Origin of the sequence: Shewanella sp. SR43-4 (genome assembly GCF_014163845.1) — a bacterium.
Lineage (GTDB): Bacteria > Pseudomonadota > Gammaproteobacteria > Enterobacterales > Shewanellaceae > Shewanella > Shewanella vesiculosa.
Genome location: NZ_JACJEB010000026.1, coordinates 16,146 through 32,530, shown reverse-complemented (window position 1 = coordinate 32,530; position 16,385 = coordinate 16,146). Strand labels below are relative to the sequence as shown.

Below are 16,385 nucleotides of genomic sequence, written 5' to 3'. Positions count from 1 at the left end.
AAGACAGCTGCGATTACGTAATTTGGGTGGGATTATCATTATCGATTTTATTGATATGCTAAGTAAAGAACACCAAGCACGGGTGTTAGAAAGTTTAAATGCGGCCTTGGCGTTAGATAGAGTCAGCCTTATATGTTTATTTTCTTATGTTAATAAATGTTAATAGACTGAGTTAATACAGTGTAATTTGCTAAATTGTTGATTTTAATGAGATTGGTTTAAGTCAAATTAATTATCAATCTTGATGTCAAGTGTGATGTTGTTCACATGTTGCCCTTATTGACTAAAGGTTTTTTATTCATTAATAATGTTTTTCAATGATTGGCACTGACCAATTATTCATAATTAAAAATATAACGACTTGTTTTATTTTATTCCAAGTTATAGGGAGTTTATTCATGAGTTCAGTCACATTAACTGCTAAGGCAATTCGCCGTAGTTTAATAGCTGTAGCAGCAACAAGTGTCGCGACAACAGGCTTATTTTCTTCAGTAGCATTTGCTGCCGACGAACAGAAAGTTGAAAGAATCGAAGTAACGGGTTCTCGTATCCAACGTCAAGACATGGAAACAGCTTCTCCAGTAACTATCATTTCTGCTGAAGCTATTCGCGCAGAAGGTTTCACTTCAGTTGACCAACTACTTCAAGCTCAAACCTCAATGGCCGGTGCCGCTCTAGGTTCTAGTTCAAATAACGGTTCAGATGGTATTGCACAAGTTGACTTACGCGGCATGGGTTCTCAACGTACGCTAGTGTTATTAAACGGCCGTCGTATGGTTAACTCTGGTTCAGGTGCAGACAGTTCTGTCGATTTGAACTCTATTCCTGTATCTATGATCGCTCGCGTTGAGATCTTAAAAGATGGCGCTTCTGCGGTATACGGTTCTGATGCTATTGCTGGTGTTGTTAACATCATCACCAAGAAAGACTTCGAAGGCTTCCAATTCGATCTTAACGGTAGCACTACTAGCGAAAGCGACGGTGAGACAGGTGAGTTAAGCGGTTTATACGGTTTCAATACTGATGGCGGTAACTATACTGTCGGTGCTGCGTATTCAAAACGTGAAAGCGTTATTCAGTCAGATCGTAGCTGGACAGAGCCAGGTGCAAGTTCATTTTTACCTACTGGTTCATTAGGCGGAAAAGTACGCAATGACGCTGGTGAATGGGTTGCTCGCTCTACAGGTTATGACTACACCACGAGCAGTTATTACCAAACACCAAACGAGCGTTACAGCTTGTTTGCTAATATGATTCAAGAGTTAGACAATAATTTAGTGCTAAGTGGAGACGTTCTTTACACTAAACGTAAGTCTGATCAGCAACTTGCTCCGCAACCTGCTGATGTTATGCTAAACGTATGTGGCGCTCCAGGTGTTGAAGCTGGCGCAGCATGTATTACTCTTGATTCTGCTATGACAGCCGGTGGTGTTGAAGCTGATGATACTGGTCGTGTAAATTACCGTCGTCGTACGACTGATGCTGGTCCGCGTATTTATTCTCAAGATACTGATACATTCCGTATCTCTGCGGCTTTGGCTGGTGAGTTTGATATCAATACCGGTATGAACTGGGATATCGCATACACTTACGGTAAAAACAAAGCTGATTCAAGCGTTGATAACTCAATCAATGCAACTAATCTTAAGCAATCTGTTTATGCTAACCAAGATGCATGGTTCACAGGTGTTCCATTAACGGGTGATATTGTTAATGACATTAGCTTTACCGATAATGCTAATGGTGGTAACGAGCAGCATGTTGTTTCTGCAGGCTTAAATGGTGAGTTGTTCGATGTAAGTGCTGGTGCAGTTGCTTTTGCTATCGGTGCTGAATATCGTTACGAAAGTGGTTTCTATAATCCAGATCCTGTAACAGTAGCTGGAGATAGTACTGCTGCTCAGCAAGATCCTACTGACGGCAACTACAATGTTTTCTCTGTATTCGAAGAAGTTAGTGTTCCTTTTACCGAAAAATTAACCGGTGATTTTGCACTTCGTTATGACGATTACTCAACATTCGGTAAAGCATCTACTTGGAAAGTAGGCCTTACTTATGAAGCATCTGATGATTTAATGCTTCGTGGTGTAGCGGCTACAGGTTTCCGTGCACCTAGTATCAGCGAGTTATTTGGCGGTGATACCGGTTCATACGACTATTTAGATGATCCTTGGGGCAATGCTCAAGATCCACAGATCTTAACGCGTTATACTTCAGACAGTAACTTAAAAGCTGAAGAATCAGATTCTTACACAGCTGGTTTAGTTTACTCACCTAGCTATGTTGAAGGTTTATCTTTAACGCTTGATTACTGGCGCTTTAAAGTCACCAATGCTATTACACGTTTAGATGTTCAAGCGGGTCTTGATGCATGTTTTGCTAATGCTTCTGCTGCTGCATGTGAAACCTTTAACATTGGTCCAAATGGTGATTTGTCTAACTTAACAAATACGTTAACTAACGTAGGTAGCCAAGACACAAGCGGATTAGACTTTAACTTAGCTTATAACTTTGAAGCGTTATCGTTAGATTGGAAAATCAGCAACGATACAACTTACTTGATCAAGTTTGAGCAAGAAGATAACAACTACACCAACAATATTGATGGTAACTTTGGCGCGTATGCTCGTATACGTAACAACTTCAATATTCAAGCTGGTCAAGACAGCTGGAGTGTTAACTACTTCAACCGTTACATTGGTGAAATGGACGACTTAAATACAGGCGATAAAGTGGATGCGATTCTGTACCACAACGTTGCCGGTACTTACTATGTTACAGACATGATTACCTTGAGCGCTGGCGTGAAAAACTTAACCAACGAAGAGCCATCACGCGTATCTAATGGTAGTGACGGCGGTACTGTACCAGAAGTGTATGACACTATCGGTCGTCAGTACTACGGTGGCGTATCTGTTAAGTTCTAAATAACAGAGACACATAAAACAGTCTGATATTGATACTGTTTATTACGAAAAGGCCTACATTTATGTAGGCCTTTTTTATGATGATTATTTTATACTGGCTAGCTAGGTTGCAGATCTAAGTGTGCTTTACAGACGTTAATGGCTAGTGATCTAAGCGTAATTCATGCCGATGTTCTCGACGAAATTTTTGTTCGCATTGAGTGCAACGTTGTTCCGTTGGATCTGTGATTAGGCGATATGCTTCTATGTCGACTTCACAATCTGAGCAAAGCCCATATAAACCCAGTTCAAGTTGACAATATGCAGCATCTAGCCGCATTAGCCGAGTAAAAATATCGGTGTCGGCGAGTTTTACTTGCGGTAGATAATCAATTAGTTGCCCAAGAGGGGTTTGCATTGTGACATGAGCAACTTCAGTCGATTTTAATGAATCCTTAATAACGAGCATTAACTCACGTCTCAAAATAAGTTCAAGTTGTTGAAGTTTTTGCTTTATATCCTGAGAATTGTGCAACTGAGATAACCTTAACTGACTATGCCAATGTAGATAATCTATTTTAAGCACAAATAGAGCCGACGTTATGACGAAGATCAATTCTCGATTAGATTTATGAGATAAAAACATGAATAATAATTTACTTTATATTCATGTTAGCCAAGGTTAATGGTCTGTACTGGAGAGGCTCTAGGGGGCTTTATTAACGAATAGGCGGTGAATCAACCACCCTATATAGAACACTGATAATAATATTGCGCTATCAACTTTGCTTAGGATAAACACAGTTTAACGAGGTGAATGACATAACCCAATCAAACTGCGTTAGATCCTAGCCTAGAGCCGCGATATTGCTAGTCTATAACAGTGCGCGATGAGCGTTTTGTAAGGTATTAACGATTTCTTCGGTTGTTTTAAACACTCGCAATTCTCTAAATAAGGTATCCGCTTCTGGGTATTGACGATTTAAGTAACTAAACCATTGTTTAATCCGTGAGGGATAATAGTCCGACTTTCGTCCGGTGAGTTCTTTGTCACTATAAGCCATGAGTAAACTTAATGTTTGTTGCCAGCTAAACGGGATTGCACCGGTTTTAATGGTGTCACCTAAGTTCGGTAGCGATATAGCACCTCGGCCAATCATTACACTGTCACAACCAGTTACGTCCATACAACGTTGCGCATCAGCAGCATTCCAAATCTCTCCATTTGCAATAACGGGAATAGGCAGGCGTTTTCTGACTTCGGTAATGTATTCCCAATAAGCAGGGGGCTTATAACCGTCGGTTTTACTGCGAGCATGAATAGCCAGCTCTGTTGCGCCGGCTTCATACACAGCTAAGGCATTTTCCATAAATAACGACTTATCTTCGTAACCTAAACGGATTTTGGCAGTAACTGGATGTTCTGACGGTACAGCATTGCGCATGGCCTTAACAATGTTATAAATATTCTCTGGGTATTGCAGTAATACTGCGCCGCCTTTACTTTTATTGACGGTTTTTGCTGGGCAACCAAAGTTTGCATCAACGCCGTTTGACCCTAGTTCTATGGCTCTAATGGCATTTTGTGCCATCCACTCTGGTTCTTGTCCTAACAACTGAACACGAACTGGTGTACCTGATGCAGTTAAACCTTGATGATGTAACTCTGGACACAGTTTGTAGAAGACTTTTTCAGGTAATAGTTGATTGACTACCCTGACAAATTCCGTCACCACCAAGTCAAATGGATTGATGGCTGACAAAATTTCACGCATATGGTCATCTACCACACCTTCCATCGGAGCTAAAATAACGCGCACAATACACCTTGCTGCAGTAAAAAGTGGGCTATTTTAACGTGTTTATTATCGGATAGCAGCACTAAATAGTGCCATGACCATCTTTGTCACGACGTTAAGTAAATTATTATTAATAATCATATTGATATGATTGTTGTTGTGTCTATGTTAAATGTATATAGCGTTATTTTTAAGCTTGCCTAGCAACAATTAATGTTAATAAAATGGATATTTTTCACATTTCGGATATTTTTTTGTAATAAACGTTACTAACGGCAGGTCTCTTTACACAAGCCGGCAATAATGCTGGTCAGCATTATAATCACGACTTAAGGATATAATTATTATGAATTCAATCAAACAAACTACGTTAGCTGTTGCGTTAGGTTCAGTTGTAATGACGGCTGGTTTTTCGGCGCAAGTAGAAGCAAATCCATTTGGTTTTCAACAATTAACTTCTGGTTACCAACTTGATGGCGGAGAAGGTAAGTGTGGTGAAGGCAAATGTGGCGACATGAAAAAATCAGCGGAAAAAGCGGCTGAAGGTAAATGTGGCGACATGAAACAGTCAGCGGAAAAAGCGGCTGAAGGTAAATGTGGCGACATGAAGCAATCAGCGGAAAAAATGGCTGAAGGCAAGTGTGGCGACATGAAACAGTCAGCTGAAAAAGCGGCTGAAGGTAAGTGTGGTGACATGAAAAAATCAGCGGAAAAAGCAGCTGAAGGTAAGTGTGGCGACATGAAGCAATCAGCTGAAAAAATGACTGAAGGTAAGTGCGGCGGTCAAAAATAACAGTTTGCTTCTGTTTGATAATGCCTAGGCTTATCTAATACAATTAAGGCCTGAGATTCAGGCCTTAAATTTATCTGTTTTTTATCGAATATTTAGTTATATCAATACTTAAAAAACAATCATCAAGGACACGCATTATGTCTACAAATCATGCTCATGGCTTAGCCAATGTCGGTTTAGGGCTTCGTCGAGAAATGTTAGACGAATTTTGTCAGCATGTGCCTGCCGCAATTGAGTTTTTTGAGGTTGCGCCTGAAAACTGGATGACCCTAGGAGGTAAGTTTGGTCGTCAATTTGCTCAATTAACCGAACAACATCGTTTTTTTTGTCACGGATTATCTTTATCCATTGGTAGCCCTCAAGCTTTAGACACTCAGTTTGTACGCAAGATAAAACACTTTTTAGATCGGCATAACATCGATATTTATTCCGAACATTTAAGTTATTGCTCGGGAGCCGGTCACATGTACGATCTTATGCCGATCCCTTTTACTGACGACGCAGTGATCCACACAGCTAAAAGAATAAACCAGGTTGAAGAGATACTTGAGCGGCCATTTATTTTAGAAAATGTTTCCTTCTATGCCGCTCCTGGTGCACAAATGAGTGAAGTTGAGTTTGTTAATGCCGTTTTGCAAGAAGCTGACTGTAAGCTGTTACTTGATGTGAATAACATTTATGTTAATTCAATTAATCATCAATATGATGCTAATGCTTTTTTGGCGGCTATGCCGACCGAGCGGATTGAATATTTACACATTGCTGGGCATTATCAAGAAGACATTGATTTGGTTGTTGATACCCATGGTGCCGACATTATCGACCCTGTTTGGGGATTATTACAGCAATGCTATCAATTACACGGTGTACATCCCACACTGCTTGAGCGCGACTTTAACATTCCTAAAACCGACATTCTGCTCAATGAAATTAATCAAATCCATCAATACCAACAACAAGCTTTACGTCAGCAGTCATTACTGAGGAAGGCATAATGGGTTTTATGCAAGTACAGCAACAATTTATGGATTACATTCGTGATCCTAGCTTGCCATTACCAGAGGGTATTGAGTCTAGGCGGATGAATATCTATCGAGAGTTATTTTTTAATAATATCAGTGGTTTTGTCTCCAGTGCTTTTCCGGTACTTAACAGTCTATATCAGGATGAACAATGGCAAGCATTAGTGCAAAAGTTTTTTCGGTCTCATGATTGTCAAACACCAATATTTGTCGAAATTGCCAGTGAGTTTTTAGCGTTTTTGCAGCATCAATATCAAATCACACAAGATGACCCGATTTTCATGTTGCAGCTAGCGCATTATGAATGGTTAGAGTTATGTGTGGCAGTCGCGCCAGACACACCATCATCTCAGTTGCTCGTTTCTGGCGATCTCGCCCAGCGGCGATTATGTTTGGCCACTTGTGCCAAGGTCGCGCAATACGCTTTTGATGTTCAACATATTAGTGTTGACTACCAACCCATTGAACCTACACTGCAAGCGAACTTTTTTTGTGTGTTTCGAGATTTAACTGAGCAAGTTGCTTTTTTGCAACTGACGCCTCTAAGCGCACAAGTATTGGCTTACATTGAGCAAATGAGCCTTTCTCAACAAGGTGTCACCGTAGAGGCGATTATTGTGTGGTTAAGTGAACACTACCCACAAATGTCCAATGACACCTTATTATCAGGCTGTTTACCTTTACTCCAACAATTGGCGCAAAAGGGGATTATTATTTCATCAACTTAGTCATAATAGGCTTAAAAAATTTATGGTTTTTATTTTATAAAGATAGGTCTAAAATGAGCCACTTTTTGTGACTGGCCTCACACTTGCTATTCGCTAAGTTAACCCAATGTTGACCTATCATAGCGAATGAAAGTGTTAAGCTATTGCAGTAACAACATCACCTGAATGTAGGAATAATCATGAGTCAGCCTTTTAAAGACCCGTTTAACATATTTTATTTCGTTGGTTTTATTTTGGTTTTATTAATTCCAACATTACCCGCGAGTCTTTCATGGTTGAAAGCAACAGGGTTAATTTAACGCTAACTTCAGGTTAACCTGTCATGATGTGTCTACTAAACCACTCTGCTAGAGTGGTTTTTTGTTTCTGATGAGGGTGCTTATGGCGGTAAAACGTGGTTTTTTTCTAATAATAGGCCTGTGCAGCCTTGCTTTAGGCTTAATAGGTATTGTGTTGCCTTTATTACCAACAGTCCCGTTTATTCTGCTGGCTGCTTTTTGTTTTTCCCGTTCAAATGAACGCTTGCACCATTGGTTAGTCAATCATCCATGGTTTGCCGAAGGTATTCGTCAATGGCAATCGAACAGGGCATTGAGTCGTCCTCTTAAGAAAAAAGCCATGTTAATGACCGTGCTAAGCTTTGGGGTTAGCATTGCCATTGTGCAGATTGTTTGGGTGAAAATGATGTTATTGTGCATGATGCTTTTTTTAGTATTTTTTTTGTGGCGGATCCCAGAGTTAGAATAATAAATCGTCAGTTAAGGTAAGCTAGTTGCAACTGAGATTAAACGGGCATAAGATCAGCTAAGTATTTTTACCAGAGTCCACACGCAACGTGGACTTTTTTATTGCGTAATCACTTTTATAGAGTTAACTAAAATTATGATGAACCAAGACAGTTTAGCGCTTATTAAGCAAAGCATTAAAACCATTCCTGATTATCCAATACCAGGCATCATGTTCCGTGACGTCACGAGTTTGCTTGAAAATGCAGAAGCTTATAAAGCTACTATTGCGATTTTAGTGGCTCATTATCAATCAAAAGGTTTCACTAAAGTGGTTGGTACGGAAGCGCGTGGTTTTTTATTTGGTGCGCCACTAGCTTTAGAGCTAGGTGTTGGTTTTGTACCTGTTCGTAAACCAGGTAAATTACCCCGAAAAACCATTAGCCAAACCTATGATTTAGAATACGGTAAAGATACCTTAGAAATTCATGTCGATGCCATTAATGCCAATGATAAAGTGTTAGTGATTGATGACTTGCTCGCCACGGGTGGCACGATCGAAGCAACAGTAAAGCTTATCCGCCAACTTGGTGGTGAAGTGTCTCACGCTGCATTTGTAATTTCATTACCAGAAATTGGTGGTGAGAAGCGTTTGCAAGGTATGGGAATTGAAGTATTAAGCTTATGTGAGTTTGATGGTGAGTAAATAGTAAAATAAACTGCTATTTTATTAAGCAGTTAACTGTATTCTGCACTATCAAATACATGCTCAACAATAGCATGCCAGCCCTTGGCATGTTATTGTTAACCCCTTTATAGGGATTGACTCCCGATAGCTCTCTGTGGGGAATTTCATGTCTTACCAAGTACTCGCCCGCAAATGGCGTCCAGCTAAATTTGACCAAATGGTTGGCCAATCTCATGTATTAATGGCACTAACCAATGCATTAAGTCAGCAAAGGTTACATCATGCTTACCTGTTTACCGGTACGCGCGGTGTAGGTAAAACCAGTTTGGCGCGTTTATTTGCTAAAGGTCTCAATTGCGAAACTGGTGTAACGGCTACACCCTGTGGCGAATGTTCTAGTTGTATTGAAATTGCTCAAGGTCGATTTGTTGATTTAATTGAAGTCGATGCCGCTTCTCGTACTAAAGTTGATGATACTCGTGAGCTCCTCGACAATGTTCAATATCGTCCTTCACGTGGCCGTTTTAAAGTGTATTTAATTGACGAAGTACACATGTTATCGCGTAGCAGTTTTAATGCATTATTAAAGACGTTAGAAGAACCGCCCGAACACGTTAAGTTTTTACTGGCGACCACTGACCCGCATAAATTACCTGTTACCGTATTATCTCGCTGCTTACAGTTTAATTTGAAAAGTTTGTCGCAAGATGAAATTACTAAGCAGTTAGCGTATATCATCAGCCAAGAAAACCTACCTTTTGAGCCACAAGCATTGAGTTTATTAGCTAAAGCCGCTAATGGTAGTATGCGTGATGCGCTTAGTTTAACGGATCAAGCTATCGCTTTTGGTAGTGGTCAAGTCATGTTGACACAAGTACAAACCATGCTCGGCAGCATTGATGAAAAACATGTGCTGGCTTTATTAAAAGCCTTATGTGACGCTGATGTGGGTCCATTAATGCAAACCGTGTCAAAAGTATTAGCATTTGGTGCTGACGCAGAAGAAGTACTGCGCAGTTTATTAGAGCTACTGCACCAAATTACCTTGACTCAGTTTGCCCCAGCGGCTGCGCAGCAATCACTGTTTAGTGAACAAATTTTAGCGTTTGCACAGCAATTAGCGCCTGAGCAAGTTCAGCTTTATTATCAAATGTTACTTAACGGTCGTAAAGATTTGGCTTTTGCACCTGATCCTAAATCAGGCTTGGAAATGGCATTATTGCGCGCCGTTGCATTCACCCCTGAAAAACAAGTAAAACGTTGGGTGACAACTACACCCGCAGATATTAATTTAAGCGTGATTGATCATGCTTTACCTCCCACGCAAGAGGTCATTGAAACAGGCCCAAAGCTTAATAATCAGTCTCAAGCGAATAGCGCGTTAGCAGCAACGATATTACCAGTTCAGGCAGAAGCTGCGGCGATGAATGTTGAGACTGACATTGACGAGGTTATTGATGATGAGCCAGCCGCAGCCTCACTAATAGCAGAACAAGCTTTATTGCTCAGCCAAGCACAAAGCCAAGGTTTTGATGAACAATCGCCCCAAAGCCGCGTTGATACCCAAAGCCGAGTTGATATAAGTGCAGCGGCGTTTGCTCATTCAACGGCTGATAATATTGCCGTGAGCACTGAAATCGGCGAATCAACTGCTTCAGACAGCAAGATTGATGCGCCTAAACATGACACCACTGAAGCGCAAGAGTTTTGTGAGCAACAGGCATTAGCTGTTAATCCCACAGATACAAGCAGCAAGAGCGATGTCGACGCCAATACCGCACAAGATAGTCAAGAAAATCAGCATGCTCAGGACGCAGATAATGGATCATTTGATGGTTATTCTTTTACGGATTATGATGCCTCTGATGAAGCATCAATGGAATACCAGCCGTCTGATCATGATGAATATATTGCTTTTTCGGCGTTAAATCAGACTCCAGAGACGAACCGTGTTAATACTGCAAAGGGCTTGATGTCTTCGCCGAAAACGGCGGATCATCATAGTGATGCTTCGGCTAGCAATAGTGTCGACAATAGTGTTGATGACAGCACTGACATTAGCAGCAAAAATGTCAGCCTTAGCATTGAACAAGATTTGCTTCGCGCTGATGATTTAGACGACTTTCTTGACGAAGTACTCGCTAGTCGTGATTCTCTCATCGCTGATGTTGGGGCTTTACAGCAAAAAGATGAACTCGCCAAAAAAGAAGCCACTAAATCAGTTTCTTCAAGAGTGATAAAACCATCCAATTCGCCGGCAGTAAACTCAGAACACTTAGCCGCTGAGCCTAAAACGCTTGAATCTACTGCGCCCAATACCAGTGCAGTGTTATCTGCTGTGACCACTAAAAGCGACGATTCTCCGGCTGTCAGTGATTATGATAGACCTCCTTGGGTCGCGCCCAAAGAGGGCGAACAAGTTAATGCATTTGCAGATGTTCAATCACATGATAAATCTGCCGTTAAAGCTACAATTAACCAGCCGAGCAATGTTTCTCAGCAGGTTAATCAACAAGATCTAAAGCCTGCTAGCGCTGTCGTCGCCGCTAAACCACAGAGCATGACAGAGCCTCAAATGACTCAATCGCATGCATTGGCACAGTTTGAGCCACACAGTATCCAAGGTGATGAGGTTGATTTGCACTGGTATAAAGTGATGACCCATGTCTCTGTTGGTGGTAGGGTGCGACAATTAGGTGTTAATTCAGTGTGCTCTGGTTTGTCCAATCCAATAGTGTTGGTGTTAAAACCGGATCAAAAACATTTGTCAGCGCAAACGGCTATCGATCAATTGCAAGTGGCGTTAACTGAATACCTTGAGCAACCGACTGAAGTACAGATCCAGATTGGCGTTGTACCAAAACGAGAAACACCGCTTGAGTTACGTAAGCGTTTTCACCGTGAACTTATCGCACAGGCGCAACAGTCTATTTTGCTTGATGATAAAGTGCAGTGGATGGTCCAGCGTTTATCAGCGCAATTAGACAGTGACAGTATTGAATATCCATCGGAGCAATTGGGGCAAATTGCCCAAGAGATTGCGCTTATTAGTGCCTCATAAATGAACAAATACGCTAATCTTGCTTGAGATGAAGTTATCTTCATCTCAAAAGTATCTCAGTAAGATTGCCAATCGAATTTATTTCAGTAAGATTAGCGTCATTATGGCGACTTGCTAACAACCTTAATTAGAGAGAGAAGCGACTATGTTTGGTGGAAAAGGCGGTATGGGCAATTTAATGAAACAAGCCCAGATGATGCAAGACAAGATGGCTAAAGTGCAGGAAGAAATTGCGCGCACCGAAATGACGGGTGAAGCGGGTGCTGGCTTGGTTAAAGTAACCATGACAGGTAACCACAATGTGCGTAAAGTTGAAATTGATCCGAGTTTAATGGAAGACGATAAAGAGATGTTAGAAGATCTTATCGCTGCCGCCTGTAATGATGCAGCTCGTCGCATTGAAGAAAATCAAAAGACTAAAATGGCCGAAGTCACTGGGGGTATGCAACTACCACCTGGCATGAAAATGCCGTTTTAATCGCATTTATTTGCTAAAAAAGCTCAAGCATTAATGCTTGAGCTTTTTTATTTTCAGTCCAAAATATCTAAAGCTCGTTTAGCGCCCAAAAGGATTAACCTTTGCATTCGAGCGCCGCACAGACAATAATCGCACTGCGTTGGTGTGACCGCAGATTGGCACAGCCTTTCATCTCGACAGTTTCACCCATGACATCAAAATAAGTTTAGTTATTAAGGTATTGGCAATTTATGAAATTTAGTCCTTTGGTTGATGAATTAATCCAATCTTTACGTGCACTGCCTGGCGTTGGGCCAAAGTCTGCGCAGCGAATGGCATTTCAATTACTTGAGCGTGAACGTAAAGTGGGTCTCAAGCTTGCCGATTCGCTACAAAAAGCCATGTCAGAAGTTGGACATTGCCAAAGTTGCCGTACGTTCACCGAACAGGATTTATGCCCTATCTGTAGTAGCCATCGCCGGGTTAATTCGGGGATCATTTGTGTGGTTGAAACGCCTGCTGATGTGCTAGCGATTGAGGCGGGTGGACATTTTAATGGTCGATATTTTGTGCTGTTAGGACATCTGTCACCCTTAGATGGTGTTGGCCCTGAAGAGCTTGGTTTGGCTTTACTGGAACGTCATTTAACCTCTGATGACGTCAGTGAGTTAATCCTTGCTACCAACCCGACCGTTGAGGGGGATGCTACGGCACACTTTATTGCCGATATGGCCAGAAGACATAATGTCGTCATCAGTCGTATTGCACATGGTGTGCCTGTCGGAGGTGAGCTTGAATATGTCGATAGCACCACCTTAGCACTATCATTTAATGGTCGTATTCCACTGCTATAAATCGATACGGTATTAAAACGATCTTGTGCCAGCGTCACCTTAATCGGGATTTTTGGCATTTTTATCTGATGCAGGCTAAGTCAATGGTCGTGTTTCACGGCGATAAATCGATACGGTATTGAAATGAGCTTGTGCCAGCGTCTCCTTAATCGGGATTTTTGGCATTTTTATCTGATGCAGGCTAAGTCAATGGTCGTGTTTCACGGCGATAAATCGATACAGTATTGAAACGATCTTGTGCCAGCGGCTCCTTAATCGGGGTTGCTGGCATTTTTATTTGATCAAAGCTGAATAAATGGCTCAGTTAATGGCCATATCGAGGTGAATCGGTAACGATATTTGCCTGATTTGAGCATAACTGGCGATTTATTATTCAACAAGATGGGGTTGCCCCTTGAAAATAGTGTAACGTCCCCCATCTCTTGGTTAACGAAGATTTTTAAGGCGAGTTGATGTTTCGACTCGTGATTGATTTAACGTAACACCAAGGAAATTATTCATGTCACAACAAGAAACTCATGGCTTTCAAACCGAAGTAAAGCAACTTCTGCAATTGATGATCCACTCTCTGTATTCAAATAAAGAGATTTTCTTACGTGAGCTTGTCTCAAATGCGGCCGATGCAGCAGATAAACTTCGCTATTTAGCCTTAACAGATGATGCTTTATATGAAGGTAACGGCGATTTACGCGTGCGTGTTAGCGCCGATAAAGAAAAGGGCACAGTTACCATTTCTGATAATGGTATTGGTATGACCCGCGATAGCGTGATTGAACATTTAGGCACTATTGCAAAATCAGGTACCAAAGAGTTTTTCGGTAATCTTTCTGGTGAAGCGTCAAAAGATTCACAATTAATTGGTCAGTTTGGTGTGGGCTTTTACTCGGCTTTCATCGTGGCGAAAAAAGTTACCGTACGCACTCGTGCAGCCGGTCATGCTGCTAACGAAGGTGTATTGTGGGAATCTGAAGGCGAAGGTTCGTTTAATGTAGAAAGTATCACTAAAAATGAACGTGGTACTGAAATCGTGCTGCATTTACGTGATGAAGAAACTGAGTTTGCTGACGATTATCGTTTACGTTCTATTATCACTAAGTATTCTGATCATATCTCGGTTCCGGTGCAAATGTGGAATGAAGGCACACCTGAGTCAGATGGACCAGATGGCGAGAAGGTCGCGGCCACTGAAGGTGAATGGAAAGTGATGAACAAGGCCACCGCGCTTTGGACTCGTAACAAGTCAGACATTACTGAAGAAGAATACCAAGAATTTTATAAGCATATTTCTCACGACTATAGCGACGCATTAAAATGGTCTCATAATCGGGTTGAAGGTAAACAAGAATACACCAGTTTATTGTACATCCCAGCCAAAGCGCCTTGGGATATGTGGAATCGCGATCATAAGCATGGCTTAAAACTGTTTGTTCAACGTGTGTTTATTATGGATGAAGCAGAACAGTTTTTACCGACTTACTTGCGCTTCGTTCGCGGCTTAATTGATTCAAATGATTTACCATTAAACGTTTCTCGCGAAATTTTACAAGACAATCAAGTCACCACTGCAATGCGTGTAGGCATCACCAAACGTGTGCTTGGAATGCTTGAAAAGCTGGCGAAAGACGAGCCTGAACAATATCAGTCATTCTGGGCTGAGTTTGGCCAAGTGTTAAAAGAAGGCCCAGCAGAAGACTTTGCTAACAAAGAGCGCATTGCCGGTTTATTGCGTTTTGCTTCAACTGATAACAACTCAGCTGCGACAACTGTGTCATTAGAAGCGTATGTTGAGCGCATGAAAGAAGGTCAAGACAAGATTTACTATATTGTTGCTGACAGTCATGATGCAGCTGCTAACAGTCCTCACCTTGAATTGCTGCGTAAAAAAGGCATTGAGGTATTATTACTGTCTGAGCGTATCGATGAATGGTTAGTGAGTCACTTAACCGAATTCAATGGTAAGAAATTACATTCAGTTACGCGTGGTGATTTAGAATTAGGTGAACTTGAAGATGCTGCTGATAAACAAGCGCATGATAAAGTTGCCGAAGAGTCGAAAGATTTAGTTGAACGTGTAAAAGCGGCATTAGCAGACAGTGTATCGGACGTGCGCGTGACGTCTCGTTTAACTGACACTCCAGCTTGCGTTGTAGCCGGCGAAGGTGAAATGTCGACGCAGATGATTAAACTGATGCAAGCTGCAGGTCAGCCAGTACCAGAATCGAAACCAACGTTTGAGATTAACCCAACTCATCCTTTGGTTGAGCATTTGAATAACGAAACTGACGAAAAGTTGTTTACTGATTGGGCTAACTTGTTGTTACAGCAAGCCTTGTTGTCGGAAAAAGGCAGTTTGGCTGATCCATCAGCGTTTATTAAACTCACCAATCAAATGTTATTGGCGAGTGTAAAATAATCTTGATTTAAGCACCAAAAGCGGACAATAAGTCCGCTTTTGTTTTTGTCATCCCGCGGAGGCAATATGGACTACCTCATTAATCTTACTAAAGATAATATTCAACACGTTGTTGATACCTCGATGCAAAAAATGGTGGTATTGGCATTTTGGACGCAACAACAGCCCGAAAGTGTGCAGCTGTTGCAGACGCTGGAACTGTTGGCTAATGCCCAATCTGGGCGATTTATTCTTGCCAAAGTGGACTGTGAAACAGAGTTAGAAATCGCGAATTACTTCCAGATTCAAAATTTACCGACCACATTGATTTTAGATAAAGGCAGACCGATTGATGGTTTTGCTGGCGTGCAAAGCCAAGAGCAAATTAGTGACTTACTCGACAAACACTTACCGCCTATGTGGATACAAGCATTTGAAGACATTAAGCAACAATTAGCCCAAGGCGAGTTATCGTCTGAAGCCTTAACTAACATTGCTGAACAGTTAAAAACGATTTATGTCGATGCACAGCAAGCGCCTGAAGTGGCATTGGTTATGACAGATGTAGCCTTACAGCTAGGTTTACTTGCTGAAGCAAAAGTATTACTTGCTCGTATTGGTTTGGCTGATCAAGACAGTTACTATCATAATTTAGTCGCCAAATTAGCCTTAGCGGAAGATGCAGCTGACACACCTGAAATTCGCCAATTACAGCAGAATGTTGCTGAGCATCCAGATGATCTTGATGCGGTAATCATTTTGGCCAAAGCATTAAATGCAGCTCATCGTAATGAAGAAGCTCTGGAGTTATTATTTACCATTTTACAAAAAGATCTTAATGCTGCAGAGGGTAAAGTCAAACAAGTCTTCATGGAAATCTTAACTGCGATAGGACAGGGCAACATGATAGCCAATCAATATCGCCGTAAATTATATACCTTGTTGTATTAAACAAATTGA

General features: G+C 41.4%; 13 protein-coding genes and 1 pseudogene. 12 read left to right on the top strand and 2 right to left on the bottom strand.

What is annotated here, in order from left to right; genetic code table 11:
• Nucleotides 1-124: pseudogene (locus H5123_RS19515) on the top strand (ribonuclease E/G); the annotation flags it as partial.
• Nucleotides 125-398: 274 nt separating this feature from the next.
• Nucleotides 399-2,927 (top strand): TonB-dependent siderophore receptor, encoded by a 2,529-nt coding sequence (locus H5123_RS19510; protein WP_124016071.1) that lies wholly within the window; start codon nucleotides 399-401, stop codon nucleotides 2,925-2,927.
• 142 nt (nucleotides 2,928-3,069) lie between these two features.
• Here H5123_RS19510 and H5123_RS19505 read toward each other — a convergent pair whose 3' ends face one another.
• Together H5123_RS19505 and dusC are read right to left on the bottom strand one after the other, a co-directional pair.
• Complete coding sequence (locus H5123_RS19505) at nucleotides 3,070-3,375, bottom strand: TraR/DksA C4-type zinc finger protein (protein WP_371698052.1); 306 nt, start codon at nucleotides 3,373-3,375, stop codon at nucleotides 3,070-3,072.
• Between the two features lie 406 nt (nucleotides 3,376-3,781).
• Nucleotides 3,782-4,726 carry a tRNA dihydrouridine(16) synthase DusC gene (gene dusC, locus H5123_RS19500; protein ID WP_182699022.1) on the bottom strand — a complete coding sequence of 315 codons (945 nt, stop codon included), beginning with the start codon at nucleotides 4,724-4,726 and terminating at the stop codon, nucleotides 3,782-3,784.
• A 325-nt stretch (nucleotides 4,727-5,051) separates the two neighbouring features.
• On the opposite strand from dusC, the gene H5123_RS19495 reads away from it, so the two are divergent.
• The 10 genes from H5123_RS19495 (at nucleotide 5,052) to H5123_RS19450 (ending at nucleotide 16,376) form a co-directional block, all read left to right on the top strand.
• Nucleotides 5,052-5,498, top strand: a complete 447-nt coding sequence (locus tag H5123_RS19495) for a hypothetical protein (protein WP_124016068.1) — start codon at nucleotides 5,052-5,054, stop codon at nucleotides 5,496-5,498.
• A gap of 137 nt (nucleotides 5,499-5,635) precedes the next feature.
• The gene (locus H5123_RS19490; protein WP_182699021.1) at nucleotides 5,636-6,493 is read left to right on the top strand and encodes a DUF692 domain-containing protein; all 858 of its coding nucleotides are present in this window, start codon (nucleotides 5,636-5,638) and stop codon (nucleotides 6,491-6,493) included.
• On the top strand, nucleotides 6,493-7,248 hold the full coding sequence (locus H5123_RS19485; protein WP_182699020.1) for a DUF2063 domain-containing protein: 756 nt from the start codon (nucleotides 6,493-6,495) through the stop codon (nucleotides 7,246-7,248). Before H5123_RS19490 ends, H5123_RS19485 begins: the two co-directional genes overlap by 1 nt.
• A gap of 381 nt (nucleotides 7,249-7,629) precedes the next feature.
• Nucleotides 7,630-7,995 (top strand): YbaN family protein, encoded by a 366-nt coding sequence (locus tag H5123_RS19480; RefSeq protein ID WP_182699019.1) that lies wholly within the window; start codon nucleotides 7,630-7,632, stop codon nucleotides 7,993-7,995.
• 132 nt (nucleotides 7,996-8,127) lie between these two features.
• Entirely contained in the window at nucleotides 8,128-8,679 is a 552-nt protein-coding gene (apt, locus tag H5123_RS19475; RefSeq protein WP_101088153.1) for an adenine phosphoribosyltransferase, read from the top strand.
• Nucleotides 8,680-8,827: 148 nt separating this feature from the next.
• Nucleotides 8,828-11,722, top strand: coding sequence for a DNA polymerase III subunit gamma/tau (dnaX, locus tag H5123_RS19470; RefSeq protein WP_182699018.1), 2,895 nt, complete (start codon nucleotides 8,828-8,830; stop codon nucleotides 11,720-11,722).
• A gap of 145 nt (nucleotides 11,723-11,867) precedes the next feature.
• Nucleotides 11,868-12,200, top strand: coding sequence for a YbaB/EbfC family nucleoid-associated protein (locus H5123_RS19465; protein ID WP_011637860.1), 333 nt, complete (start codon nucleotides 11,868-11,870; stop codon nucleotides 12,198-12,200).
• A gap of 230 nt (nucleotides 12,201-12,430) precedes the next feature.
• Complete coding sequence (recR, locus tag H5123_RS19460; RefSeq protein ID WP_124016062.1) at nucleotides 12,431-13,033, top strand: recombination mediator RecR; 603 nt, start codon at nucleotides 12,431-12,433, stop codon at nucleotides 13,031-13,033.
• 499 nt (nucleotides 13,034-13,532) lie between these two features.
• Nucleotides 13,533-15,446 carry a molecular chaperone HtpG gene (gene htpG / locus H5123_RS19455; protein WP_124016061.1) on the top strand — a complete coding sequence of 638 codons (1,914 nt, stop codon included), beginning with the start codon at nucleotides 13,533-13,535 and terminating at the stop codon, nucleotides 15,444-15,446.
• Between the two features lie 66 nt (nucleotides 15,447-15,512).
• Complete coding sequence (locus H5123_RS19450) at nucleotides 15,513-16,376, top strand: tetratricopeptide repeat protein (protein ID WP_182699017.1); 864 nt, start codon at nucleotides 15,513-15,515, stop codon at nucleotides 16,374-16,376.
• Nucleotides 16,377-16,385: the final 9 nt, after the last annotated feature.